This is a genomic window from Streptomyces sp. BA2, assembly GCF_009769735.1.
Classification (GTDB): domain Bacteria; phylum Actinomycetota; class Actinomycetes; order Streptomycetales; family Streptomycetaceae; genus Streptomyces.
On the sequence record NZ_WSRO01000002.1, the window covers coordinates 1,533,897 to 1,558,553 of the forward strand.

General features: G+C 71.4%; 21 protein-coding genes. 19 read left to right on the forward strand and 2 right to left on the reverse strand.

Annotated features, from left to right (window positions below; genetic code table 11):
- The first annotated feature begins 3 nt into the window (after positions 1-3).
- The 16 genes from asnB to E5671_RS09530 are packed head-to-tail and all read left to right on the forward strand — an operon-like array spanning position 4 to position 20,547.
- On the forward strand, positions 4-1,932 hold the full coding sequence (gene asnB / locus E5671_RS09455) for an asparagine synthase (glutamine-hydrolyzing) (RefSeq protein ID WP_160503399.1): 1,929 nt from the start codon (positions 4-6) through the stop codon (positions 1,930-1,932).
- Between the two features lie 25 nt (positions 1,933-1,957).
- Positions 1,958-4,156 (forward strand): Gfo/Idh/MocA family oxidoreductase, encoded by a 2,199-nt coding sequence (locus tag E5671_RS09460; protein WP_160503400.1) that lies wholly within the window; start codon positions 1,958-1,960, stop codon positions 4,154-4,156.
- Entirely contained in the window at positions 4,156-6,135 is a 1,980-nt protein-coding gene (locus tag E5671_RS09465; protein ID WP_160503401.1) for a heparinase II/III family protein, read from the forward strand. Before E5671_RS09460 ends, E5671_RS09465 begins: the two co-directional genes overlap by 1 nt.
- Before the next feature lie 13 nt (positions 6,136-6,148).
- Complete coding sequence (locus E5671_RS09470; protein ID WP_160503402.1) at positions 6,149-7,687, forward strand: right-handed parallel beta-helix repeat-containing protein; 1,539 nt, start codon at positions 6,149-6,151, stop codon at positions 7,685-7,687.
- A 1-nt stretch (position 7,688) separates the two neighbouring features.
- A complete protein-coding gene (locus E5671_RS09475) occupies positions 7,689-8,990 on the forward strand; it encodes an O-antigen ligase domain-containing protein (RefSeq protein ID WP_237330141.1) in 1,302 nt (433 codons plus the stop codon).
- Positions 8,991-8,992: 2 nt separating this feature from the next.
- The gene (locus tag E5671_RS09480) at positions 8,993-10,204 is read left to right on the forward strand and encodes a glycosyltransferase (RefSeq protein ID WP_160503403.1); all 1,212 of its coding nucleotides are present in this window, start codon (positions 8,993-8,995) and stop codon (positions 10,202-10,204) included.
- Entirely contained in the window at positions 10,201-11,445 is a 1,245-nt protein-coding gene (locus E5671_RS09485; RefSeq protein ID WP_160503404.1) for a class I SAM-dependent methyltransferase, read from the forward strand. The genes E5671_RS09480 and E5671_RS09485 overlap by 4 nt, the downstream gene beginning before the upstream one ends.
- A complete protein-coding gene (locus tag E5671_RS09490) occupies positions 11,442-12,239 on the forward strand; it encodes a glucose-1-phosphate cytidylyltransferase (RefSeq protein ID WP_160503405.1) in 798 nt (265 codons plus the stop codon). The genes E5671_RS09485 and E5671_RS09490 overlap by 4 nt, the downstream gene beginning before the upstream one ends.
- A complete protein-coding gene (locus tag E5671_RS09495) occupies positions 12,236-12,898 on the forward strand; it encodes a PIG-L family deacetylase (protein ID WP_160503406.1) in 663 nt (220 codons plus the stop codon). Before E5671_RS09490 ends, E5671_RS09495 begins: the two co-directional genes overlap by 4 nt.
- Positions 12,899-12,901: 3 nt before the next feature.
- Positions 12,902-13,927, forward strand: a complete 1,026-nt coding sequence (locus tag E5671_RS09500; RefSeq protein ID WP_160503407.1) for an NAD-dependent epimerase/dehydratase family protein — start codon at positions 12,902-12,904, stop codon at positions 13,925-13,927.
- A complete protein-coding gene (locus E5671_RS09505; RefSeq protein ID WP_202121062.1) occupies positions 13,924-15,213 on the forward strand; it encodes a DUF4910 domain-containing protein in 1,290 nt (429 codons plus the stop codon). The genes E5671_RS09500 and E5671_RS09505 overlap by 4 nt, the downstream gene beginning before the upstream one ends.
- A gap of 5 nt (positions 15,214-15,218) precedes the next feature.
- Positions 15,219-16,493 (forward strand): hypothetical protein, encoded by a 1,275-nt coding sequence (locus tag E5671_RS09510; RefSeq protein WP_443032782.1) that lies wholly within the window; start codon positions 15,219-15,221, stop codon positions 16,491-16,493.
- Complete coding sequence (locus E5671_RS09515) at positions 16,490-17,437, forward strand: glycosyltransferase family 2 protein (protein ID WP_160503410.1); 948 nt, start codon at positions 16,490-16,492, stop codon at positions 17,435-17,437. The genes E5671_RS09510 and E5671_RS09515 overlap by 4 nt, the downstream gene beginning before the upstream one ends.
- Positions 17,434-18,627 (forward strand): polysaccharide pyruvyl transferase family protein, encoded by a 1,194-nt coding sequence (locus E5671_RS09520; protein WP_160503411.1) that lies wholly within the window; start codon positions 17,434-17,436, stop codon positions 18,625-18,627. Before E5671_RS09515 ends, E5671_RS09520 begins: the two co-directional genes overlap by 4 nt.
- Positions 18,624-19,175, forward strand: a complete 552-nt coding sequence (rfbC, locus tag E5671_RS09525; RefSeq protein ID WP_160503412.1) for a dTDP-4-dehydrorhamnose 3,5-epimerase — start codon at positions 18,624-18,626, stop codon at positions 19,173-19,175. Before E5671_RS09520 ends, rfbC begins: the two co-directional genes overlap by 4 nt.
- A gap of 7 nt (positions 19,176-19,182) precedes the next feature.
- Positions 19,183-20,547: a glutamate-1-semialdehyde 2,1-aminomutase gene (locus E5671_RS09530; protein ID WP_160503413.1), complete on the forward strand. Its 1,365-nt coding sequence runs from the start codon at positions 19,183-19,185 to the stop codon at positions 20,545-20,547.
- A gap of 39 nt (positions 20,548-20,586) precedes the next feature.
- Here E5671_RS09530 and E5671_RS09535 read toward each other — a convergent pair whose 3' ends face one another.
- Complete coding sequence (locus E5671_RS09535) at positions 20,587-21,252, reverse strand: phosphatase PAP2 family protein (protein ID WP_160503414.1); 666 nt, start codon at positions 21,250-21,252, stop codon at positions 20,587-20,589.
- A gap of 172 nt (positions 21,253-21,424) precedes the next feature.
- Between E5671_RS09535 and E5671_RS09540 the strand changes: the two genes are divergently transcribed.
- Both E5671_RS09540 and E5671_RS09545 read left to right on the forward strand, forming a co-directional pair.
- Entirely contained in the window at positions 21,425-21,874 is a 450-nt protein-coding gene (locus E5671_RS09540; protein WP_160503415.1) for a cupin domain-containing protein, read from the forward strand.
- A gap of 48 nt (positions 21,875-21,922) precedes the next feature.
- Positions 21,923-22,657, forward strand: a complete 735-nt coding sequence (locus E5671_RS09545) for a maleylpyruvate isomerase family mycothiol-dependent enzyme (protein WP_160503416.1) — start codon at positions 21,923-21,925, stop codon at positions 22,655-22,657.
- Between the two features lie 13 nt (positions 22,658-22,670).
- Here E5671_RS09545 and E5671_RS09550 read toward each other — a convergent pair whose 3' ends face one another.
- Positions 22,671-23,075, reverse strand: coding sequence for a MarR family winged helix-turn-helix transcriptional regulator (locus E5671_RS09550; RefSeq protein ID WP_160503417.1), 405 nt, complete (start codon positions 23,073-23,075; stop codon positions 22,671-22,673).
- A gap of 89 nt (positions 23,076-23,164) precedes the next feature.
- Between E5671_RS09550 and E5671_RS09555 the strand changes: the two genes are divergently transcribed.
- Positions 23,165-24,655 (forward strand): MFS transporter, encoded by a 1,491-nt coding sequence (locus E5671_RS09555; protein WP_160503418.1) that lies wholly within the window; start codon positions 23,165-23,167, stop codon positions 24,653-24,655.
- The last annotated feature ends 2 nt before the right edge of the window (positions 24,656-24,657 follow it).

A 24,657-nucleotide genomic window follows, 5' to 3' on the forward strand; every position in this document is an offset into this window, starting at 1 on the left:
GAAGTGTGTGGCATCGCAGGTACCTATCGATGGCCGGACGGGAAGGCCGTGACCGACCGGCTCACCGACACCCTCGCCCACCGCGGTCCGGACGGGGCGGGCCGGTACGGCCACCGTGCCGGTGACGGCGAAGTGCACCTCGGGCACCGCCGGTTGGCCATCATCGACCTGTCCGAGACCGGCGCCCAGCCGATGGTCTCGGACGGCCTCTCTCTCACGTACAACGGCGAGCTCTACAACGCGCCCGAACTGCGGGCCGAGTTGACGGCCGCCGGGGTGCGCTTTCGCGGTACGTCCGACACCGAGGTGCTCCTCGAGGCCTGGCGGCGCTGGGGCACGGACTGCCTGCCCCGGTTGCGCGGCATGTTCGCGTTCGGGATCTTCGACGAGCGGACCGGTGAACTGGTGCTCGCCCGCGACCAGTTGGGCATCAAGCCGCTGTTCCTGCTCCGGCGCGGCGAGGGCCTGGTGTTCGCCTCCGAGCTCAAGGCGCTCGCCGCCGTGACCGGCGGGTCGCTGCAGGTGGACCACGGGGCGCTGGTGGCCTCGCTCCTGTACTACTGGGTGCCGGACTCGCGGTGCGCGTTCCGTGAGGCGGAGAAGCTGCCGCCGGGGAGCTGGCTCAGGTGCCGGCCCGACGGCCGGGTGGAGCGCGGCCGGTACTGGAACCTGAAGGACGTCGCCGCCGAGGGCCAGGAGCGGGCGCGCAGCGGCGAGCAGCCGGACTTGGCCGCCATCGTCGAGGAATCGACCCGGCAGCACATGCTCTCCGACGTACCCGTTGCGACCTTCCTCTCCGGCGGACTCGACTCCAGCTGGCTGACCGCGCTCGCGGCCCGCCACCAACCCGGGATCTCCGCCTACACGATCGGGTTCCGCGCCGAGGACGCCAAGTTCGAGGCGATGCCGGACGACCTGCGCTACGCCCGGCAAGTGGCCGAGCGGTTCGGCGTCGATCTGCACGAGATCGAGATCGCCCCGAACGTCCTCGACATGCTGCCGAAGATGACGTACCACCTGGACGAGCCGATCGGCGACCCCGCCGCGATCAACACGTTCCTGATCTGCGAGGCCGCCCGGGAGGCCGGGGTCAAGGTGATGCTCTCGGGGATGGGTGCCGACGAGCTGTTCGCCGGATACCGCAAGCACCTGGCCAACCTGCTCGCACTGCGCTACCAGCGCGTCCCGCGGCCCCTGCGGCGCGGCCTGTCAAGGGCCGTGGACCGGCTGCCGGTCGCCACGGCCCGCCGGGGGTACCGGTCGGTGCGCTTCGCGAAGCGGTTCCTGTCCTTCGCCGATCTGCCGGAGGAGACCGCGTTCCGGCGCAGCTACACCATGTACGACCAGGACGAGCTGCTCGCCCTGGTCAACCCGGACTTGGCCGGGACGGTCGACGACGTGCTGACCGAGCACGCGGACATCTACGAGGACAACGACCTGGACGACTTCGTCAACCGCATGTGCCTGGGCGACGCCCGGATGTTCCTGCCGGGCCTGAACCTCGCGTACACGGACCGGTCGAGCATGGCCGCGTCGACGGAGGTGCGCGTGCCGTACGTGGACGTCGAGGTGGTCAAGGCGGCGTTCGCCGTGCCCGGCGATCGCAAGATCGCCGGACGGCAGGGCAAGGCCGCCCTCAAGGAGGCGGCCACTTCGGTCCTGCCCCGGGAGATCGTGTACCGGCCCAAGGGCCTGTTCAGCGCCCCGCTGCGCGCCTGGATGAGCCGGGACCTGGCGCCGCTGGTACGCGAGGTGGTGAACGACGGCGTGCTCGTCAACTCCGGGATCCTGCGCCGCGACGCGCTGGCCCGGATGGTCGCCGAGGACGCCGCGGGGCACCGGGACTTCTCCAAGCATCTGTGGCATGTGCTGACCCTCGAGTACTGGTATCGCGGCGCGACCTCTGGCTCCGGCCAGAGCCGGGCGGCTTGACGGAGTGGAAACAAGAGGAGCTCGGGTGAAACAGGTTGTGCAGAACTACAAGAGCGGCGAACTGGCGCTGCTCGACGTGCCGGTGCCGGGGTGCAAGCCGGGCGGTGTGCTTGTCCGGAGCGCCTACTCGCTGATATCCACCGGAACCGAGCTCATGAAGGTCTCCGAAGCCGGCATGTCGATGGTGGGCAAGGCCCGCTCCCGGCCGGACCAGGTCGCCAAGGTCATGCAGAGCGTGGCCACCAACGGGGTGCCCGCCACGTACCGCAAGGTGATGGGCAAGCTGGACTCCTACACGCCGCTCGGCTACTCGCTGTGCGGGGTGGTCGAGCAGGTCGGCGCCGGGATCGACGACGTGAAGGTCGGCGACGTCGTGGCCTGCGCCGGCAACGAGCACGCGCTGCACGCCGAGCTGAACTGGGTGCCGAAGAACCTCTACGTCCCGGTGCCGGACGGCCTCGCGCCACGGCACGCGGCCTTCGGCACCGTCGGCTCGATCGCGATGCAGGGCGTCCGCCAAGGTGAGCCGCAGCTCGGCGAAGTGGCCCTTGTCATCGGCCTCGGCCTGATCGGGCAGCTGGTGGTGCAGCTCCTCACCGCCTCGGGAGTCCGCGTCGTCGGGGCCGACCCCGACGCGGCGCGCTGCGAGCTCGCCGAACGCCTGGGCGCGGTGGCCTGCGGTGATCCGGCGTCCACGGCCGTGGAGACCGCCGTCGCCGAGCTCACGGACGGCCACGGCGTGGATCAGGTGTACCTGGCCGCAGGCGGCGGCAGCAACCAGCCCGTCGAGCTGGCCGCCCGGCTCTGCCGGGACCGCGGCCGGGTCGTCGACATCGGCAAGTGCCGCCTGGACCTGCCGTGGAACGCGTACTACGAGAAGGAGCTCGACGTCCGGTTCTCCCGCAGCTACGGCCCCGGGCGCTACGACCCGGCGTACGAACTGGAGGGGCGCGACTACCCGATCGGCTATGTGCGCTGGACGGAGCGCCGCAACCTGGCGTGCTTCCTCGATCTCCTGGCCCGCGACCGCGTCGACGTGGAGCCCTTGATCTCCCACATCGCCGACTTCGATGACGCCGTCGAGACGTACCAGCGCCTGAAGGACGGCGACTTGAAGGCCGTGGCCGTGCTGTTCCGGTACCCCGAGCACGCGGGGGAAGCCGGGCACACGGAGGCCCCGCAGGTGGCCGTGCCCGCGGTGGCTGTGTCCACCAGAAACATGAAGCGGGGTCCGGCTCGGGCCGCCAAGGCGCCCGTACGGCTCGCGTTCGTCGGCGCGGGAAACTACGCGACGTCGATGCTGCTGCCGCACCTGGCACAGCGCGACAGCGTCGAGTTGTCGACAGTCGTCACCACGACGGCGCTGTCGGCGGCCAACGCGCAGCGGAAGTTCGGTTTCGCCGACGCGACCACCGATCTCGACGCCGTGCTCGGCGACAAGTCCATCGACGCGGTGTTCGTGGTCACCCGGCACAGCTCGCACGCCGAACTGACCCGCAGGGCACTCCTCGCGGGCAAGGCGGTGTTCGTGGAGAAGCCCCTGGCCCTCACCGAGGACGACCTGGCCGGCGTGCTCGCGGCGGTGGAGGAGTCCGGCAACGACCGGCTGCAAGTGGGCTTCAACCGCCGGTTCGCGCCGCTGCTCCAGGAGGCCAGGAAGCGGTTCGGCACCCGGAGCGGCCCTGCGAACCTCCGCTACCTGGTCAACGCGGGCCGCCTGCAGCACGGCAGCTGGTACCTCCAACAGGGCACCGAGGGCTCGCGGTTCGCCGGCGAGGGCGGGCACTTCATCGACACGGCGAGCTGGCTGCTCGACGCCGACCCGGAATCGGTGTACGCGGTCGCCACGTCCGGCAACGAAGACCTCCAGGTCGTGCTGCGCTACCCGGACGGATCCACTGCCACCATCAGCTATGTCACCACCGGCCCGGCCGGCTTTCCCAAGGAGACCCTCGACCTGGTCGCGGACGGCCGTGCGCTGCGGCTCGACGACTTCGTGCGTGCCTCTGTCTACGACGGCCGCGGCAAGCGGTGGGTCAGTTCACGGCTGCCCAAGGCCCGGGACAAGGGCCAGAACGCCGAGCTGGCCGCGTTCATCAAGGCCGTGCGGAGCGGAGGGCCGATGCCGGTGCCGCTGGAGTCGCTCGTCGCCACCACGGCGGCCACCCTCGCCGTGCAGACCGGCCTGGCCGGCGGCGTGCCGGTGACGCTGGCGAGGGCGTGATGACCATGAGCGCCGTCTGGTACCTGCGGCGGCTGTCCCGGATGGGACCGCGGGAGGTCGGCGGCCGGCTGGGCGACGCGCTGCGCAGGCGGCAATGGCGGTCGGCGCGGCCGGAGTGTCCGAGCGTGACCGGCGCCCGGTTCACCGCGGTACTGCCCGCAGGGACGATCGCCGCGGTGCCACCGGACGCCGCGAAACGTCTCGTCGCCGAAGCGGACCGGCTGATGGCCGGGCACGCCGAGTACTTCGGCGTCGACCGCGACGACCTGGCCGACCCGGACTGGTGGTACGACCCGAAGACCGGGCGCCGGGCTCCGTGGGGCTACGCCTTCGACGTGCCGTACCGCAACGAGGAAGCGGTCGGCGACATCAAGCAGATCTGGGAGCTGTCCCGGCACCAGTACCTCACCGTGCTCGCCGCTGCCTACGCGATCACCGGGAACGAGCGGTACGCCGAACGCGTGGCCGAGCACCTGCGGTTGTGGTGGGCGGCCAACCCGCCGCTGCGCGGGGTGCACTGGATCAGCGGCATCGAGCTGGGGATCCGGCTGCTTTCCTGGGTATGGGTACGGCGGCTGCTCGACGGCTGGCAGGGCGCGGCCGGCCTCTTCGAGGGCAACCCGGTGGCGCTGAACCAGATCTGGCACCACCAGCGCTGGCTTGCCGCCTTCCCCAGCCGGGGCTCTTCGGCGAACAACCACGTCATCGCCGAGGCCGCCGGGCAGTTCGCCGCGGCCTGCGCCTTCGGGTGGTTCCCCTCGTCGGCGCGTTGGCGAGCCGGCGCCCTGCGGTCGCTCGACCGGCAGCTGCGCGGCAACACCTTCGACTCCGGGCTCAACCGCGAGTTGGCCACCGAGTATCACGGACTCGTCCTTGAGCTCGGCCTGGCCGCGGTGGCCGAGGCGGACGCCGCCCGCGTGCCGGTTCCCGCGTCGGTCCGCCTCGTGCTGCTGCGCATGACCGACGCGCTCGCGGCCGTCGTGGACAGTCACCTGCGGCCCCCGCGTCAGGGGGACGCGGACGACGGGCACGGTCTGATCGTGGACGGCGCGGGCACCGACCGCTGGGCCTCGCTCCTGTCCACCGGGGACGCCGTGTTCGGCCGGCTCGCCTGGTGGCCGGCGGTGACCGGAACCGACGTGCGCACCCCGCTCCTTGCCGCGCTCATCCAGCCGTACGCGAAAAGTGCGTCCGCACCGGCCGTGACCCGCCCGGCAAGCAGGCCAGGCCACTTCGCCGACGCGGGCATGACCATCCTGCGCGATCCGGCGGAGGAGATCTGGTGCCGCTGCGACGGCGGGCCGCACGGCTTCCTGTCCATCGCCGCGCACGCCCACGCGGACGCGCTGTCCGTGGAGGTCCGGCACGACGGGGTCGACGTGCTCGCCGACCCGGGGACGTTCTGCTACCACGGGCAGCCCGCGTGGCGGCAGTACTTCCGGTCGACCCTCGGCCACAACACCCTGCAGCTGGACGGCGGTGACCAGTCGGTCTCCGGCGGCCCGTTCCTGTGGACCCGGCATGCCCGCAGCCGCGTCCTGGTCGCGGACGCATCCGGCGCCTCCCACGGGGGCACGGCCCGCTGGTGCGCCGAGCACGACGGTTACCAGCGCTCCGTGCACCGCCGCCGGGTGGAGCTGACCGCCGCGAGCCAGGAGCTGCGGGTGGTCGACGAGGTGCGCGGCCCGCACCGGACCGTGCGCCTGGCGTTCCACCTCGGCCCGGCGATCGCCGCGGACCTGGTGGGGAACTGGGCGCTGCTCACCTGGACCCGGGACGGCGAGGAGCGCTCCGCGGTGCTCGACCTGCCAGGGCAGCTGTCCTGGCAGGCGCACCGCGGCGAGACCGAGCCACCGCTGGGCTGGTACTCCGCGGGCTTCGGACGCAAGGAACCCGCCACCACGCTGGTCGGCACCGGCTTCGCCGACGGCACGGCGCTGTCGGGGGAGCTCACCACCGTGCTCAAGTTCCGTGGCTAGGAGAGGAGGACACGTGGGGATCAAGTGGCGGCGCCTGACGTTGCCGGCGGCACCGCTGGCGCTGGCCCTGCTCGCGGCGACCGGCTGTACGAGCACGCCGGACGCCCAGGCGAAGCCGACCGGTGCGCCGTCGGCCTCCGGCGCGCCTTCCACCTCCGTGGCCCGCGTGTGCGCCAAACCCGCGCCCGGCCCCGCGAAGGCGCCCAAGGGGGCGGTGACGGTCGATCCCGCCGTGGTCGGTGACCTGGCCGCGAAGACCAAGAGCAGCCCCCCGAACACCACGTTCTGGCTCCGACCGGGCAAGCACAGGCTCGATCCGGACCGCTACGCCCAGGTCATCCCCAAGAAGGGGAACCGCTACCTCGGCGCGCCGGGCGCGGTGTTCGACGGCCGGAAGACCAACCAGTACGCGTTCGGCGGCAGCGCCCGCGACGTCACCATCCGCCACCTGACCGTGCAGCGTTTCGTGGCGCCGCCGGACGAGGGCGTGGTCAACCACGACTCGGCCGACGGATGGGTGATCGAGCACGCGACGATCCAGAACAACTCCGGTGCCGGGCTGATGGCCGGTGCCCGCCAGCGGGTCCGCGCCAGCTGCCTGCGCGACAACGGTCAGTACGGCATGAACGCGTACAAGGCCGGGGGCCGTATCACCGGCCTGGTGGTCGAGGGCAACGAGATCGTGGGCAACAACACCGACGACTGGGAGCGGAAGCGGGAGGGCTGCGGCTGCACCGGAGGCATCAAGTTCTGGGCGGTCAACGGCGCCGACGTGCGCGGCAATTGGGTGCACGACAACCGCGGAACCGGGCTGTGGGCGGACACCAACAACAACGACTTCCGCATCGAGAACAACGTGCTCGAGGCCAACGACGGTGCCGCGCTGATCTACGAGACCAGCTACAACGCGGTCATCCGGAAGAACACGGTCAGGAAGAACAACTGGGTCGAGGGCCGCAGGTACGCCGACCGCGGCGACAACTTCCCGTTCGCGACCATCTACCTGTCCGAGTCCGGTGGCGAACCACGGGTCCGGGCTCGCACCGACAAGATCGAGATCGACCGGAACCTCCTGGAGAACAACTGGTCCGGGATCACCCTGTGGGAGAACGCCGACCGGTTCTGCAACAGCCCGGCCAACACCTCGTCCGGTGACTGCACGTTGCTGGTGAAGAACACCGACCGCTGCGCGAAGCCGGCGATCGCGAAGGCACCGCTCTACGCCGACTGCCGGTGGAAGACCCAGCGGGTGGACATCCACCACAACCGCTTCGTGCTCGACCCGTCCGTCGTCAAGTGCGCGGCGAAGTGCGGCCGGATGGCGGTCCTCGCCAACTACGGCACCTATCCGGACTGGTCGCCGTACAAGGGCGAGCGCGTGTCCGAGGCGATCACCGGGAAGCAGAACAACCGCTGGCACGACAACGTCTATCGCGGGCCATGGAGCTTCATCGCCCACGACCCGAGCGGACAGCTCGACTTCGGGCAGTGGCAGGGCACGCCGTACCGGCAGGACGCGGGCAGCACCTTCCGCGCGCGGGTCGGTGGTTGAGATGAGCCTGGACCACACGAAGCACGCGGACCACACGGAGCACGCGGACCACACGCCGAAGATCACGGACCGCACGCCGAAGGTCATCGGGACGGTCTGGGGGCTGCTGATCCTCAACACTCTCGGCTCCGCCGGGGCGCAGACCATCGTCCCGCTGCCCCGCTCCCTCATCCAGATGGTCACCATGGGCGCGCTGGTCGCCGCGTTCGCGCTGGCGCTCGCGGTCAATCTCCGGCTGCGCATCCGAGCCAGCGCCTTCGTGTTCCTGCTCACCCTGCTGCTCGTGCCGAGCGTGATCGCGAGCGCGGACCTGGAGTCCGGGCTCGGCGCGCTGTTCCGCTGCGCCCGGCTCGCTCTCTTCGTCGGCACGCTGTGGCTGCTCGGCCGCTGGTGGGACGGCAGCCTGACGTTCGTCAGGCACCACATCCGGATGTACTTCGCGGTGCTCGGGTCGGTGGCCGCAGGCCTGGTCATCTCACCGGGCGCGGCCATGCCCGAGCTCTACGGCGGGCGCCTTGTCGGCGCGTTGTGGCCGCTCACCCCACCGCAGATCGGTCAGTACGCCGCGGTGATCATCGGGCTCACCGTGCTGCTCGTACTGGGCCGCAGGACCGACAGGGCAAGCGCGGCGGTGGTCATCGTGCCGTCGCTCGTCCTGCTCGTGCTGACCCATACCCGTACGGCCACGCTCGGCCTGTTCGTCGGCCTTGCGCTGGCGATCGGCTCACTCATACTGACCAGCGCCGCCGCCCGGCGGTTCTTCACCTGGGCGGTGCTGTGCGCCGCGGTGGCCGCGGTGGGGTTCAGCTCCGCGCTGCAGGTCTGGTTCCTGCGCGGACAGGACGAGGAGAACCTCAGCAGTCTCACCGGTCGGGCCAAGGTCTGGGACGCCCTGCTCGCCGCGCCCCGCACCACCGCGGAGAAGGTGTTCGGCACGGGCCTGGGCGACAAGTCGTTCGGCGGGCTTCCGATCGACAACAGCTGGCTTGCCGTTTACCACGAACAGGGCCTGATCGGCATCGCGTTGGTGGCGACGGTCATCATCGTGCTCGCCGGCGTCGCGTTGCTGCGGCCGCCGTCCCTGTCGAGGGCCTGCGCGATCTTCCTGATCAGCTACTGCGCGATCGCGTCGTACACCGAGGCCGGTCTCGGCGACGCCTCGCCCTATCTGCTGCATCTGGCCCTGGCCGCCTCGCTCCTCGCGGCGCCTGCGGCGGCCTCGCACCTGCCGGCGCCCGCGGTCCCGCGACGACGTGCCCCGCGACGTGTGCCGCGATGGGCCCGGAATACGGAGGTGAGTTGAGCATGCACGTCCTCGTGGTGCACAACCGCTACGCCTCGGCGCAGCCGAGCGGCGAGAACAAGGTCGTCGACCAGGAGGTGGAGCTGCTGCGCGCGGCCGGCCACCGGGTCGAGGTGTTCGAGCGGCGCAGCGACGACATCGCCGCCCGGTCCCTGCCCGCCAAGGCCGCGGTGGCGCTCCTCGTGCCGTGGAACCCGGCGGTCCGCAAGGAGCTCGCCGCCCGGCTCCGCGCCGAGCGGCCGGACGTGGTGCACGTCCACAACGTCTTCCCGCTCCTCTCCCCCGCGGTGCTTGCCGCCTGCGCCGACGCCGGTGTGCCCGCCGTCGCCACGCTGCACAACTACACCCAGGTCTGCCCGCCCGGCACGCTGCAGCGGGACGGCCGGCCGTGCACCGAGTGCGTCGGGGCTGCGGCGCCGCTGCCCGCCGTCCGGCACGGCTGCTACCGGAACTCCCGGCTCGCGACGGTGCCGCTCGCGGTCAGCCTTCTCGTCAACCGGCGCCGGTGGTGGTCCGGGGTGGAGCGGTTCTTCTGCATCTCCGCGGCGCAGCGCGACGTCCTGGTGCGGTCCGGCATGCCGGCCGAACGCCTGGTGGTGAAGCACAACTTCGTGCCCGAACCGGACACCCGCCGTGAAGGCGCCGGTGAGCATCTGCTCTATCTCGGCCGGCTCGCGGAGGCCAAGGGCGTGCGGCTGCTCATGGCCGCGTGGGACGAGATAGCCGCCGACGGCGGTGTGGGCGTGCCGCTCGTGATCGCCGGCACGGGGCCGCTCGAGCAAGAGGTGACCGCCTGGGCCGCGGGCCGGGACGACGTGCGCTACGTCGGTCTGTACGACGCGGCGGAGTGCCGCAAGGCCATCGCGCGCTCGGTCGCGGTGGTGGCTCCCTCGACGTGGCTTGAGGCGTTCGGCCTGGTGGTCGTGGAGGCGATGGCGGCCGGGGTTCCGACCGTCGCCGCCGGTCACGGCGCCTTCGTCGAACTCGTCGAGGACGGCGTGACCGGGCTGCTTCACCGGCCGGGCGAGGCAGCCTCGCTCGCGGAGCGCATACGCCGGATCGCGGCCGAGCAGGCCCGCAACCAGGAGATGGGCCGGGCGGCCCGGCGCCGTTACGAGCAGGGCTTCAGCCCGGCCGTCGGCCTTGAGCGCCTGGTGGAGGGGTACCGCACCGCGATCGCGGGTCGGACGGAATTATGGGGGGACAGTAGATGACACGATGCCGACTCTGCGGCTCGGAATCGATGGCGAGCGTCGTCGACCTCGGGGCGACGCCGCCATGTGAGAGCTTTCTCGCCGCGGACCAACTGGACCGGGCGGAGCCCGCGTACCCGCTGCACCTGCGGGTCTGCACGGACTGCTGGCTCGCGCAGATACCGCCGCTGATCACGCCGGAGGAGACGTTCAGCGAGTACGCGTACTTCTCCTCCTTCTCGACCTCCTGGGTGGAGCACGCGCGTACGTTCGTCGCCGACGCCGTAGAGCGGGTGGGTCTCGGACCCTCGGAAAAAGAAGCCTTCGTGGTCGAGGTCGCGAGCAACGACGGATACCTGCTACGGCACGTGGTGGACCGGGGGATCCGCTGCCTCGGCATCGAGCCGTCGGTGAACGTCGGTGCCGCGGCGCGGGACGCGGGTGTGCCCACGCTCACGGAGTTCCTGAGCCCGGACACCGGCTCGGCCGTCCGCGCCGAGCACGGCCCGGCGGACCTGGTCGTGGCCAACAACGTGTACGCGCACATCCCCGACGTCGTCGGGTTCACCCAGGGGCTGCGCGCCCTGGTGGCCGACGACGGCTGGGTCTCCATCGAGGTGCAGCACCTGCTGACCCTGATCGAGGAGAACCAGTACGACACGATCTACCACGAGCACTTCCAGTACTACACGGTGGCGTCCGCGATCCGCGCTCTGGCCGGCGGCGGACTCACGCTCGTGGACGTCGAGTTGCTGCCCACGCACGGCGGCTCCATCAGGCTGTGGGCCCGGCCCACCGAGATGGCCGGTGAGCCGGCACAGCGGGTGGCCGACGTGCTGGCCCGGGAGAAGGCCGCCGGGCTGCAGGAGCTGTCCGGGTACACCGAGTTCTCCGCCCGGGTGGCCAAGGTGCGCCGGGAGCTCCTCAAGTTCCTCATCACAGCGGCCGAGCGCGGCGAGACGGTCGTCGGCTACGGCGCCCCGGGCAAGGGCAACACCCTGCTCAACCACTGCGGCATCCGGCCCGACCTGCTCCCGTACACGGTCGACCGGAACCCCTACAAGCACGGCAGGTTCACCCCGGGCACCCGCATCCCGATCCTGCCGCCCGAGCAGATAGCCGCCGACAGGCCGGACTACGTCCTCGTCCTGCCGTGGAACCTGCGGGACGAGCTGGTCGAGCAGCTGTCCTTCGTGCACGACTGGGGCGGCCGCCTTGTCTTTCCCATCCCGGAACTGAGCATTGTCGAGGGCACATCATGAAGGTCGTACTGTTCTGCGGCGGTTACGGGATGCGGATGCGCAGCGGCGCCGCTGACGATGTGCCCAAGCCGATGGCGATGGTCGGCCCGCGGCCGCTGATCTGGCACGTCATGCGCTACTACGCGCACTTCGGGCACACGGAGTTCATCCTGTGCCTCGGCTACGGGGCCCACCACATCAAGAACTTCTTCCTCAACTACGAGGAGACGACGTCCAACGACTTCGTGCTGCGGGGCGGGCGGACCGAGCTGCTCTCCACCGACATCTCCGACTGGACGATCACGTTCGCGCAGACCGGCATCGAGTCACCGATCGGGGAGCGGCTGCGCCGGGTGCGGCACCACCTGGACGGCGACGAGATGTTCCTCGCCAACTACGCCGACGTGCTCACCGACGCCCCGCTGCCGGAGATGATCGAGAAGTTCGCCCGGCGCGACGCGGGTGCGTCGATGATGGTGGTGCCGCCGCAGTCCTCGTTCCACTGCGTGGACCTGGGCGAGGACGGCCTGGTGGGGGGCATCACCCCGGTCAGCGAACTGCCGATGTGGGAGAACGGCGGCTACTTCGTGCTCCGCCAGGAGGTCTTCGACCACATCCCGGAGAACGGGGATCTGGTCGCCGACGGATGCGCCCAACTGGCCAAGCAGGGCCGCCTCGTGGCGCACCAGCACCGCGGCTTCTGGAAGCCGACCGACACCGTCAAGGAGCGGGCAGCGCTCGACGAGGCGCACGCGCGGGGCGACCGCCCGTGGGCTGTGTGGGAGCGGGACCGCGCCGCGGTGGGGTCCGCGTGATCGGGCTCGGGGCCGGGCCCCTGAACCGGATCGTCGCGGTCGGCGCGCACTGCGACGACATCGCCATCGGCGCCGGCGGCACGCTCCTCATGCTGTGCCTCGCGCGGCCGGGTATCCGCGTCGACGCGCTCGTGCTCTCCGGCGGTGGCAGCGAGCGTGAGCAGGAGGAGCGGGCCGCGCTCGAAGCCTTCTGCCCGGGCGCCGACCTGCGCCTGACCGTGCTCAAGCTGCCGGACGGCCGGATGCCCGTGCACTGGGACGAGGCCAAGGCCGCGGTCGAGGAGCTGCGCGGGCAGACCGAGCCGGATCTGATCCTGGCCCCGCGCACGGACGACGCGCACCAGGACCACCGCGGCCTGGCGCGGCTCATACCCACCGCGTTCCGCGATCACCTCGTGCTCGGCTACGAGATCGTCAAGTGGGACGGCGATCTCGGCCGCCCGTCGGCGTACCAGCCGCTGGCGCCGGAGATCGCCGAGCGGAAGGTGCGGCTGCTGCAGGAGCACTACCCCTCGCAGCGGCACCGCCCTTGGTACGACCGGGAGGCCTTCCTCGGTCTCGCGCGGATCCGCGGCATCGAATGCCACGCGCGCTACGCCGAGGCGTTCGCCGCCACGAAACTCACGCTCAATCTCGGCACTTTCGATCTGGGGGAATGAACCTTGCGCGTACTGCTCACCGGACACCAGGGGTACCTGGGCACCGTGATGGCCCCGGTCCTCGCGGCCGCCGGACACGAAGTCGTCGGTCTTGACGCCGGCCTGTTCGCCGACTGCGTGCTCGGCCCGCCGCCCGCGGACCCGTCCGGACACCAGGTGGACCTGCGCGACGTCACGGCCGAACACATGGCCGGGGTGGACGCCGTGATCCACCTGGCCGCGCTGTCCAACGACCCGCTGGGATCGCTTGCGCCGGAGCTCACCTACGACATCAACCACCATGCGTCCGTACGCCTTGCCCGGCTCGCCCGCGAGGCCGGAGTGCGGCGCTTCCTGTACGCGTCGACCTGCTCGGTGTACGGCGCCGCGGGCGGTGGCGACCTGGTGACCGAGGACGCCCCGCTGCGCCCGGTGACGCCGTACGCGGAGTCCAAGGTGCGGGTGGAGGACGACCTGCACGCGCTGGCCGACGGCGACTTCAGCCCGGTGTTCATGCGCAACGCCACCGCCTTCGGCTTCTCACCCCGGCTGCGCGCCGACATCGTGCTGAACAACCTGGTGGGCCACGCGCTGTTGTCCGGCGAGGTGTTGGTGCTCTCCGACGGCACCCCCTGGCGCCCACTGGTACACGCGGCCGACATCGCACGGGCCTTCGCTGCCGCGCTGACCGCGCCCCAAGAAGCGGTGCACGACCGGGCGTTCAACATCGGCAGCGAGATCAACAACGTCACGGTGGCCGAGATCGCCGAGCAGGTCGCCGCGGCGGTGTCCGGCTCGAAGGTGGTGATCACCGGCGAGACCGGCGCCGACCCGCGCTCGTACCGGGTGGACTTCTCCCGGTTCCGCGCCGCGATTCCCGGCTTCGACTGCGAGTGGACGGTCAAGCAAGGCGCGCTCGAACTCGCCGACGCCTACCGACAGTTCGGCCTGACCCGCGAGGACTTCGAGCGACGCTTCACCCGCCTCGCCGTGCTGCGCGCGGCGTCCGAGTCCGGCACGGTCGACGACACCCTGCGGTGGCGCCGATGACCGCACGTGTGACAAGAAGCGCCGGCGAGCAGATGCACGCGCTGGTGGAGCGGCTCTACCCGATCTGCCGGAGCATCACCGGCGACGGTGTGCGCGCCACTCTGGAGATCGTCGGCGAGTACGTCCCGTTGCAGGTGCACGAGGTGCCGACCGGGACGCAGGTGCTCGACTGGACGGTGCCGCAGGAGTGGAACATCCGGGACGCGTACGTCGCCGACGCCGCGGGCAACCGCGTCGTCGACTTCGCCGCGTCCAGCCTGCACGTGCTCGGCTACAGCGTGCCGGTGTCGAAGACCCTGCCGCTGTCCGAGCTGCGTGAACACCTGCACACGCTGCCGGACCACCCGAGTTGGGTGCCGTACCGCACCAGCTACTACAAACCGGAATGGGGGTTCTGCCTGGCCCAGGAGACCTTGGACGCGCTGCCGGACGGCGACTACGAGGTGCGTGTCGACTCCACGCTCGCCGATGGCCACCTCACCTACGCCGAGCACGTGGTCCCCGGGCAGGTCCCCGACGAGGTGATCGTCTCCTGTCACGTCTGCCACCCGTCGCTTGCCAACGACAACCTGGCGGGCATCGCGGTGGCGACGTTCCTGGCCCGGGCGCTGGCGGAGACGACGCCGTACTACACCTACCGGTTCATCTTCGCGCCCGGCACCATCGGGGCGATCACCTGGCTTGCCCGCAACCAGGAGCGGATCGAGCAGGTCAAGCACGGCCTTGTCCTTGCCTGCGCGGGCGACTCGGGCCAACTGACGTACAAGCAGAGCAAGCGCGGCGACGCGGAGATCGACCGGGTGATGCGGCACGTCCTTGCAGCGTCCGAACGCCCGCACCACGTCACGGAGTTCACTCCGTACGGCTACGACGAGCGGCAGTACTGCTCCCCCGGGTTCGATCTCGGCGTGGGCTCGCTCAGCAGGACCCCGTACGCCGGCTACCCCGAGTACCACACCTCGGCGGACAACCCGGACTTCGTCTCCCCGGAGGCGATGGCGGACACCCTCGCGGTCTGCCGCGAGGCGTTCGCCGTCCTTGACCGCAACCGGCGGTACGTCAACCTCAGCCCTTACGGCGAACCCCAGCTGGGACGGCGCGGGCTGTACGACGCGCTCGGGGGCCGCAGCGACACCAAGCAGGCCCAGATGGCCATGCTCTGGGTGCTCAACCTGTCCGACGGCGAGCACGGTCTGCTGGACGTCGCCGAGCGGTCCGGGCTGCCGTTCGGCGCCGTCGCCGCCGCGGCCGACGCCCTGCACGGCGCAGGGCTGATCAAGGCATGACCCAGATGACCACCGAGGGGGAGAAGCGGACCGCCAGACGGGCCATGGCCGGCCGGCTGTCCTGGGGGCTCGCCGACCAGGCGGCCTCCAGCATGACCAACTTCGCGGTGGGGATCTATGTGGCCCGCTCGCTGGGGGTGACCGCGTTCGGCGTGTTCAGCCTCGCCTGGCTGACCTACGGCGTGGTGCTCAACGTCGCCCGCGGCCTTGCGACCGATCCGCTCGTGGTGCGCTTCAGCGGTGTGCCGGACGCGCCCTGGCGCGCTGCGGTGGCCCGGTCGTCGGGCACCGCGCTCGGCGTCGGCGCCGCCATCGGCGCGGCCTGCCTGGTGGCCGGTCTCGCGGTCGGCGGCCGCGTGGGGCCCGCGTTCGCGTGCCTCGGCGTCGTGCTGCCGGGGCTGCTGCTCCAGGACGCCTGGCGGTACGCGTTCTTCTCCGCGGGCGCAGGGCGCAAGGCGTTCGTCAACGACCTCGTCTGGGGCGTCGCGCTCGTCCCGGCGATGGTCGTGGCGGCACACGTGGGCAGCGTGGCGGCCTTCGTGCTCGCCTGGGGCGCGTCCGCCACGGTGGCCGCGGGGTACGGCTGCCTCCAGTCGGGCATCCGGCCCCGGGTGACCCGAGCGCGCGGGTGGCTTCGCGAACACCGCGACCTCGGCTACCGGTACCTGGTCGAGAACGTCAGCCTCAGCGGCGCGAGCCAGCTGCGGGCCTACGGGCTCGGCGCGATCGTCGGGGTCGGCGCGGTGGGTGCGATCCGGGGCGCCGAGCTCCTGCTCGGACCGTTCCTCGCCGTGCTGATGGGCCTGTCGCTGGTCACCGTCGCGGAAGCGGCCCGGGTGCTGCGGCGGGCCCCGCACCGGCTCGGCAGGTTCTGCCTCCTGCTCGGCGGCGGGCAGGCCGCCGCCGCCCTGCTCTGGGGCGCGGCACTGCTGCTTGTGCCGGACCGGGCCGGCGAGCTCGTGCTCGGCGATGTCTGGAGCTCCGCGTCGGAGCTCATCGTGCCGGCCGCGCTCGGCGTCGCGGGCTCGGGACTCGGCACGGGCGCCGCGGCCGGCCTGCGCGCGCTCGCCGCGGCCCGGCGCAGCCTGCGCTGCCAGCTCATCGCCTCCACCTTCTACGTCAGCGGCGGGCTCGGCGGGGCGGCCGTGGCCGGCACGGTCGGCTCGGCCTGGGGCGTCGCCGCCGCGACCGTCTGCGGCTCGGCCGTGTGGTGGCTGCAGCTGCGGTCCGCCCTGCGCGAGCGCCACCGCGATTCCATCCCCGAAGTGAGGACGTCATGACCGCCCAACCCCGGCTGAGCATCGGCCTGCCCGTCTACAACGGCGAGGAGTACCTCGCCGAGGCGCTCGACGCCCTGCTCGGCCAGACCTACGAGGACTTCGAGCTGGTCATCTCGGACAACGCCTCGACCGACGGAACCCAGGACATCTGCCGCACGTACGCAGCGCGGGACTCACGCATCCGGTACATCCGGCTGCCCCGGAACATCGGCGCCGCGCCGAACCACAACTACGTGTTCACCGAGTGCCGCGGCGAACTGTTCAAGTGGGCGTCGCACGACGACCTGTACGCGCGGGAACTGCTGCGGCGCTGCGTGGACGCCCTCGACGAGCGGCCGGACGTGGTCCTCGCGCACTCCGGCCAGGCGGTCATCGACGGCGACGGACAGGTGAAGGTCCCGTACACGTACGGGCTCGCCACCGATGCGCCGCGCGCGCCGGAGCGCTTTCGCAGCCTGCTGTTCGAGCCCGGTGGCGACGACTTCTACGGGGTGATGCGGGCCGACGTGCTGCGCCGGGTGAAGCCGCACGACAGCTACCACCACGCGGACCGCACCTTCGTCGCCGAGATCACCCTGCACGGGCCCTTCCACCAGGTGCCGGAGCTGCTGTACTTCCGCCGCGACCACCCCACCCGCGCCGAGCGGGCGAACCCCTCCAAGCGCTCCCGGTGCGTCAACCTGGACCCGCGCCGGGCGGGCCCGCTGCACCCGACGCCCCGGCTGCTCGCCGAGTACGTCTGGGGCTTCGTCGCGGCGGTCCGGCGGGCGCCGTTGTCGGCGGCCGACCGGCGCGCCTGCTACCGCCACCTCGCCTCGTGGATGACCAGCCGGGTCCGGCCCGGCGCGGGCGAACGGGTCGAGGACCGCGCCCCGGTCGACCCGGCCCTGCTCACTGTCTCCGTCGACGCCCTCGTCGCGGGCCGCGAGGGGAGGCAGGGGTGACCGCGGCCCGCGTCGGGGTGTTCGGCCTGCTCGGCTCCGGCAACCTCGGCAACGACGGGTCGCTCGAGGCCGTGCTCGGCTACCTCCGCGCCGAGCACCCGGAGGCGGTCGTGGACGCGCTGTGCGGCGGTCCCGAGGTCGTCGAGGCCCGGTACGGGATCCCCGCGACGCGGCTGCACTGGTACCGCGGGGAGTACCGGACCGCGTCACGTGCGGGCGCGATCGCGGGGAAGGGCCTGGGCAAACTCGTCGACGCCGTCCGTACCGCGGCCTGGGTGCGCCGGCACGACGTGGTGATCGTGCCGGGCATGGGCGTCCTGGAGGCCACGCTGCCGCTGCGGCCGTGGGGCTTCCCGTACTCGCTGTTCCTGCTCTGCGCGAGCGGCAAGCTGCTTCGCACCCAGGTCGCCCTGGTCGGCGTCGGCGCCGCCGAGATCGGCAACCGTCCGACCCGGGCCCTGGTGCGCTGGTCGGCACGCCTCGCCGCGTACCGCTCGTACCGGGACGCCCAATCCCGCGACGCGATGCGGGCGATGGGCGTGGACACCGCGCGCGACGAGGTCTACCCGGACCTCGCCTTCGCCCTGCCGACGCCGCCGCCAGGACCGACCGGCCAGGTCTGCGTAGGCGTCATGGACTTCCACGGGGGCGACGACGACCGCGCGAGGGCCGACGAGATCCACCGCCGCTACCTCGAAGGAACCACCCGGTTCGTGCGCGCACTGGTCGAGGAGGGCAGACAGGTCCGCCTGCTCACCGGCGACGACTGCGATGCGACGGTGGTCGCCGCGATCCTCGAAGCGGTGGACTCGCCCCTGGTCACGGCCGCCGAAGTGGGCTCCCTTGCCGGCCTGATGAAGGAGACGGCGGCCGCCGACGCCGTGGTGGCCACCCGCTACCACAACCTGATCTGCGCGCTGAAGGTCGGCACGCCCACCCTCGCACTCAGCTATGCCGCCAAGAGCGACGCGCTCATGGCGAGGATGGGCCTCGGCGCGTACTGCCATCCGGCTCGCGAGGTCGACGCCGGCACACTCCTCGAACAGTTCCGGGAGTTGGAGAAGCGATCGGCGGAGTTGCGCCGGATCCTCACCGAGCGGAACCAGGAAGTCGCGCGGCAACTCGCCCACCAGTTCACCGCCTTGAGTACGACCCTGTTCAAGGCGAACGCCCGGCAGGAGACTCCATGAAAGCGACCGAAGTCCCGGCGATCGCAGGCGCGTACCTGTTCGAGCCGACCCCGTACGCCGACGAGCGCGGCTTCTTCTGCCGCACCTTCGACGCCGACGTGGTCCGCTCGGTGGGACTCGACCCGTACGCCTTCCTCCAGGACAGCGTGTCCCGCTCGGTGCGGGGCGTGCTGCGCGGCCTGCACCTGCGCTCCGGCGCGGGCGAGGCCAAGCTGGTGCGGTGCTCGTACGGGAAGATCTTCGATGTTGTCGTGGACTTGAGGCCGGACTCACCGACGTACCGCCACGTCGCCACCTTCGAGCTGTCCGGCCAGACGCAGACGAGCCTGTACATCCCGGCAGGATGCGCGCACGGCTTCCAGGCGCTGACCGACACCGCCGACACCTCGTACCGGATCGACCGGCCGCACGATCCGGCCGAGGACGTGACGATCGCCTTCGACGACCCGGAGCTTGCCATTCCCTGGCCGCTGCCGCCCACATCGATGTCCCAGCGGGACCGGGAGGCGCCGAGCCTCGCGCAGGCCCTGAAGCAGAAGGAGAGCTGAACTCACCGTGGACACCGAAGAGTTCGCCCTGCCCATGTCGCGGTCGGCGAACGAGCGGCTGCACGCCATGGTCCCCGGGGGCGCGCACACCTACGCCAAGGGCGACGACCAGTACCCCGAGAACCTGGCCCCGGTCATCAGCCACGGACGCGGGGCCCACGTCTGGGACGTCGACGGCAACCGCTACATCGAGTACGGGTCAGGGCTGCGGTCGGTCAGCCTGGGCCACGCCCACCCCCGCGTGATCGAGGCGGTGCGGCGGGAGCTCGACCGCGGCAGCAACTTCGTCCGTCCTTCCATCGTGGAGGTCGATGCCGCGGAACGCTTCCTGTCCACGGTGCCGACCGCCGAGATGGTGAAGTTCGCGAAGAACGGCTCCGACGCCACCACCGCCGCGGTACGCCTCGCCCGCGCCGCCACCGGGCGCGAGCGGGTGGCCATCTGCGCCGACCATCCGTTCTTCTCCGTCGACGACTGGTTCATCGGTACGACGCCGATGTCGGCCGGCGTTCCGGCGGCGACCACCGAGCTCACCGTGTCCTTCCCCTACGGGGATCTGGCCGCCACGGAGGAGCTGCTCACCCGGTACCAGGGCGAGGTCGCCTGCCTGATCCTGGAGCCCGCCGGACACGCCGAGCCTTCCCCAAGCTCTCAACTTCGTTCGAGCAGGGGAGACCCCACTCCCGGCTACCTCCAGGGCCTCCGCGAGCTGGCCGACCGGCACGGCTGCGTACTGGTCTTCGACGAGATGATCACCGGCTTCCGGTGGTCCGAGGCGGGAGCCCAGGGCCTGTACGGCGTCACCCCCGACCTCTCCACGTTCGGCAAGGCGCTGGGCAACGGATTCGCCGTCTCCGCGCTCGCCGGGCGCCGCGCGCTGATGGAGCGGGGCGGGCTTCGTCACTCCGGTGACCGGGTGTTCCTGCTGTCCACCACGCACGGTGCCGAAACGCACTCCCTGGCCGCCGCGATGGCCGTGCAGGCCACCTACGCCGAGGAGGGCGTCACGGCGCAACTGCACGCTCTCGGCGAGCGGTTGGCCTCCGGTGTCCGCGAGGCCGCGGCGGGTATGGGCGTCGGCGAGCACGTCGTGGTCCGGGGCCGGGCCAGCAATCTGGTCTACGCCACCCTCGACGAGAACCGGCAGCCGTCGCAGGAGTACCGCACCCTGTTCCTGCGCAGGCTCCTCGCGGGCGGGGTGCTCGCCCCGTCGTTCGTGGTGAGCAGCGCGCTCGACGCCGCCGACATCGACCGCACCGTCGATGTGGTGGCCGAGGCATGTGCGGTGTACCGGAAGGCACTTGACGCCGCTGATCCCACGCCGTGGATGGCGGGGCGGCCGGTGAAGCCGGTGTTCCGCCCCTTGGCGTGACGCGGCGGGGGCGCGGGCGTGGCGTGACGTGACGTGACGTCAGCGGGGCTCCCGCCGCCTGGCGTCAGCCGCCTTGTCGACCAGCCACGCGGTCGCCGGTGTCACCGCCAGCGCGGTGCACCAGCCGCCGAAGACGTCGGTCGGGTAGTGCGCGCCCAGGGCCACCTGCGCCCAGCCCATGGCGGCACCGGCGACCAGCGCGGCGGCGAGCACGAGCAGCGTGCCCGCCGTCCTGCCGAGGCCGAGCCGGCCGGTCGCGAGCAGCGCCACCACGAGGGCGAGCGCGGTGAGGAAGGCGGTGTGGCCGCTGGGATAGGACAGGTTGCCGTCGCCGTGGATGGTGCGTCCCACGAGGTGCTTGAGCAGCGTCGTCGTTGCCACGGTGAGGCCGGCGCCGACAACGACGAGCACGGCCGCGCGGCGATGACGCAGCAGCAGACAGCCCGCCACGGCGGCGACGACCAGCAACGCCGCCCCCACGGGCTCCGCCAGGAAGTCCGTGGCCAGGGCGACTTGCCGCCACGGGGGCCGCACACTGTCCGCCGTCGGCTCGATGACCCACCTGTCCACCGTGCCGGGCTCGCTGTGGCCTGCGTACAGGACCCCGAGCACGACCACCACCAGCGTGGCGAGGGCGGCGGTAAGACCGAGCCACACGCGCAGGGTTGGGGGCAGCACCGCGGGCGCCGGCTGAGAGGCGGTCATGACGCAGCGGCTCCCCGTTTCCCCCTGGCCGAAGGCCTCGGATCAGTCTCTCTCCGCCACCCTAACGAACGAGACCCACTTCTTTGCCATAACCGCAACAACGTTTGCGGCAGGCGGAGTTGGTGTCGCAGCCTGGTCCACGTCAAGGAGATCGAAACCGAGAGGCTGCACGATGACTATCCACGACAGCGTCAAAACCGCGCCGGGCTCCGGTGACAACGCACCGCTGAACAACCGCGTCCACCACGTCGGATGCGGCGAGTTGGACGGCTTCGCCGCCATCAGTGGCGGCACGGTCGGTTCGAAGAAGCTCTGGATGGGGATAGTGGAGAACCCGCCGTTGAGCGCGACCGACAACCACCATCACGGAGACTCGGAGGCGGGCATCTACGTGGTCAGCGGTCACCCTGTGTTCGTCTACCACGACGGCACCGAGGAAGTGCGGCTCGCCGCCGAGCCGGGTGACTTCTTCCTCGTACCCCCGTTCGTCCCGCACCGGGAGGAGAACCCGGATCCGAACGAGCCCGCGGTCGTCGTGATCGCCCGGACCACGCAGGAGCCGATCAAGGTCTCCGTGCCCGAGCTGTATCAACTCGACGAGAGAGAAGCGCAGGAGGAGTAGCGGACCCCGGCCCCCCTGGAGCGCACTCCATCGGGCACAATCCCGCACATGGAGATCTCCGAGCACCTTGAAGTTCTGGACGCGGAGGGCAAGTTGCTTGCCCGCGCCGCCGATGCGGCCGGGACGGGTGCCGAGGTGGCCACCTGCCCCGGCTGGGTGGTGCGCGATCTGCTGCGGCACACGGGAGCGGTGCACCGCTGGGCCGGGGCGTTCGTAGCCGAGGAGCACGCCTCGCCGCGACCGCTGAGCGACCCGCCGGAGCTCGACGGTGCCGCGCTGGTCGACTGGTACCGGCAGGCGCACGCCGACCTGGTCGCCACGCTGCGGGCCGCCGCGCCCGACGTGCGGTGCTGGGCGTTCCTGCCCGCGCCGTCCCCGCTCGCGTTCTGGGCGCGGCGGCAGGCGAACGAGACGACGATCCACCGCGTGGACGCCGAGTCCGCGCGCGGGGGCGCTCCGTCGCCGATCGGCACGGAGTTCGCCGCGGACGGGATCGACGAGTTGCTCCGCGGGTTTCACGCGCGCTCACGCAGCAGGGTGCGTACGCCGGAGCCGCGGGTCCTGCGCGTGCGGGCGACGGACGCCGGGGCGGACGCCGTGTGGACCGTTCGCCTGTCCCAGGAGCCGCCCGCCACGGAGCGGGGCGACGAAGGCCCGGCCGACTGCGAGGTGTCGGGGCCAGCGGAGGGCCTCTATCTCGCGCTGTGGAATCGCGCGCCGTTCCCCCACGTCAGCGGGGACAGCGCGCTCAGCGCGCTGTGGAGCGAGACGTCGGGCGTGTGAGACCCGAGGAGGGCTACTTGGAGCTGGGTTCCGCCAGCATCCGCTCAAGGACCGCACGCTGCAACGGCCGCACCTCCGCGTGCAGCCGGCGCCCCCTGTCGGTGAGCACGACGCGCACCCCGCGCCGGTCCTCGCTGCACATGGCGCGCTCCACGAGGCCGTCCTTCTCCAGACGGCCGATGAGGCGCGAGAGCGCGCTCTGGCTCAGATGCACCCGGCCCGCGATGTCCTGCACGCGGTAGGCGCAGTCGCCGTCCGCCGCGGCGCCCTCGGACAGGACGTCGAGGACCTCGAAGTCGCTCGCCCCGAGGCCGTGCTCACGCAGGGCGTTGTCGAGTTCGCACAGGGTGCGCGCGTGCACCGCGAGGATGTCGCGCCATTGGTCCACGAGCCCTTGCTCGGCCTTCTTCGCCGCCATGACATCGCACGGTAGCAGAAAAAGCCCCCTTCGTTGCATCGGAATTAAATGCACTTGCAGTCAATGCACGTGCATGTACTGTGCTCCGCATGACTTCTCCGCTCACAGCCGCCTCCGCGTCCCCGGAGCGCTGGTCCCCGCGTCTGTGGGGCACTCTCCTCGTGCTCTGCGCCGCGATGTTCCTCGACGCACTCGACGTATCGATGGTCGGCGTCGCGCTGCCCTCCATCGGCTCGGAACTGAACCTCTCCACCTCGACCCTCCAGTGGGTCGTCAGCGGCTACATCCTCGGCTACGGCGGCCTCCTGCTCCTGGGCGGCCGGGCCGCCGACCTGCTCGGCCGGCGCCGCGTCTTCCTCATCGCACTCGCCGTCTTCGCCCTCGCCTCGCTGCTCGGCGGGTTCGTCGACTCGGGTCCGCTGCTCATCGCGAGCCGCTTCATCAAGGGCCTGAGCGCCGCGTTCACCGCGCCCGCGGGCCTGTCCATCATCACGACGACGTTCGCCGAGGGCCCGGTCCGCAACCGCGCGCTCACCATCTACACCACCTGCGCCGCCACCGGCTTCTCCATGGGACTCGTCCTCTCCGGACTGCTCACCGAGGCCAGCTGGCGCCTGACGATGCTGCTGCCCGCACCCATCGCCGTCATCGCGCTGATCGCCGGACTCAAGCTGATCCCGCGCAGCGCCCGCGAGAAGAACGCCGGCGGCTACGACGTACCGGGCGCCGTCACCGGCACGGCGGCGATGCTGCTCCTCGTGTTCACGGTCGTCGAGGCACCGGAGGCCGGCTGGGCTTCGGCCCGCACCCTCCTGTCGTTCCTCGCCGCGGCCGTGCTGCTCGCCGTCTTCGTACGCATCGAACTGCGCACCGCGAGCCCCCTGATCCGCCTCGGCGTCCTGCGCTCAGGGCCCCAACTCCGGGCGCAGATCGGTGCGATGACGTTCTTCGGCGGCTATGTCTCCTTCCAGTTCCTGGCCACGCAGTACTTCCAGACACTGCTCGGCTGGTCCGCCCTGGAGACCGCGCTCGCCTTCCTGCCCGCGGGCGCTCTGGTCGCCCTGTCGTCCACGAAGGTCGGCTCGGTGATCGACCGGTTCGGCACTCCGCGGGTCATCGTGGCGGGCTTCGTCCTGCTCGTCGCCTCGTACGTGCTGTTCCTGCGCGTCAGCCTCACCCCGTCGTACGCGTCCATGGTGCTGCCCTCCATGATCCTGCTCGGCTTCGCGTGCGCCCTGGTCTTCCCCTCGCTCAACATCCAGGCCACCAACGGCGTGGACGACGACGAGCAGGGCATGGTCTCGGGCCTCCTGAACACCTCGATCCAGGTGGGCGGCGCGATCTTCCTCGCCGTCGTCACGGCCGTGATCACCGCGGCCTCCCACGGAGCCGACGCCTCGCCGCAGGCCGTGCTCGACAGCTACCGGCCCGGCCTGATCGTGGTGACGGCCATCGCGGTCGCGGGGCTGCTCATCACCCTCACCGGAGTACGGACGCGGCGTACGCGGGAGACGGTCGTCGTCGCGAAGTCGCAGCCCCAGGAGGCGGCGGAGAGGGAGCCGGTGGCCGCCCGCGACTGACT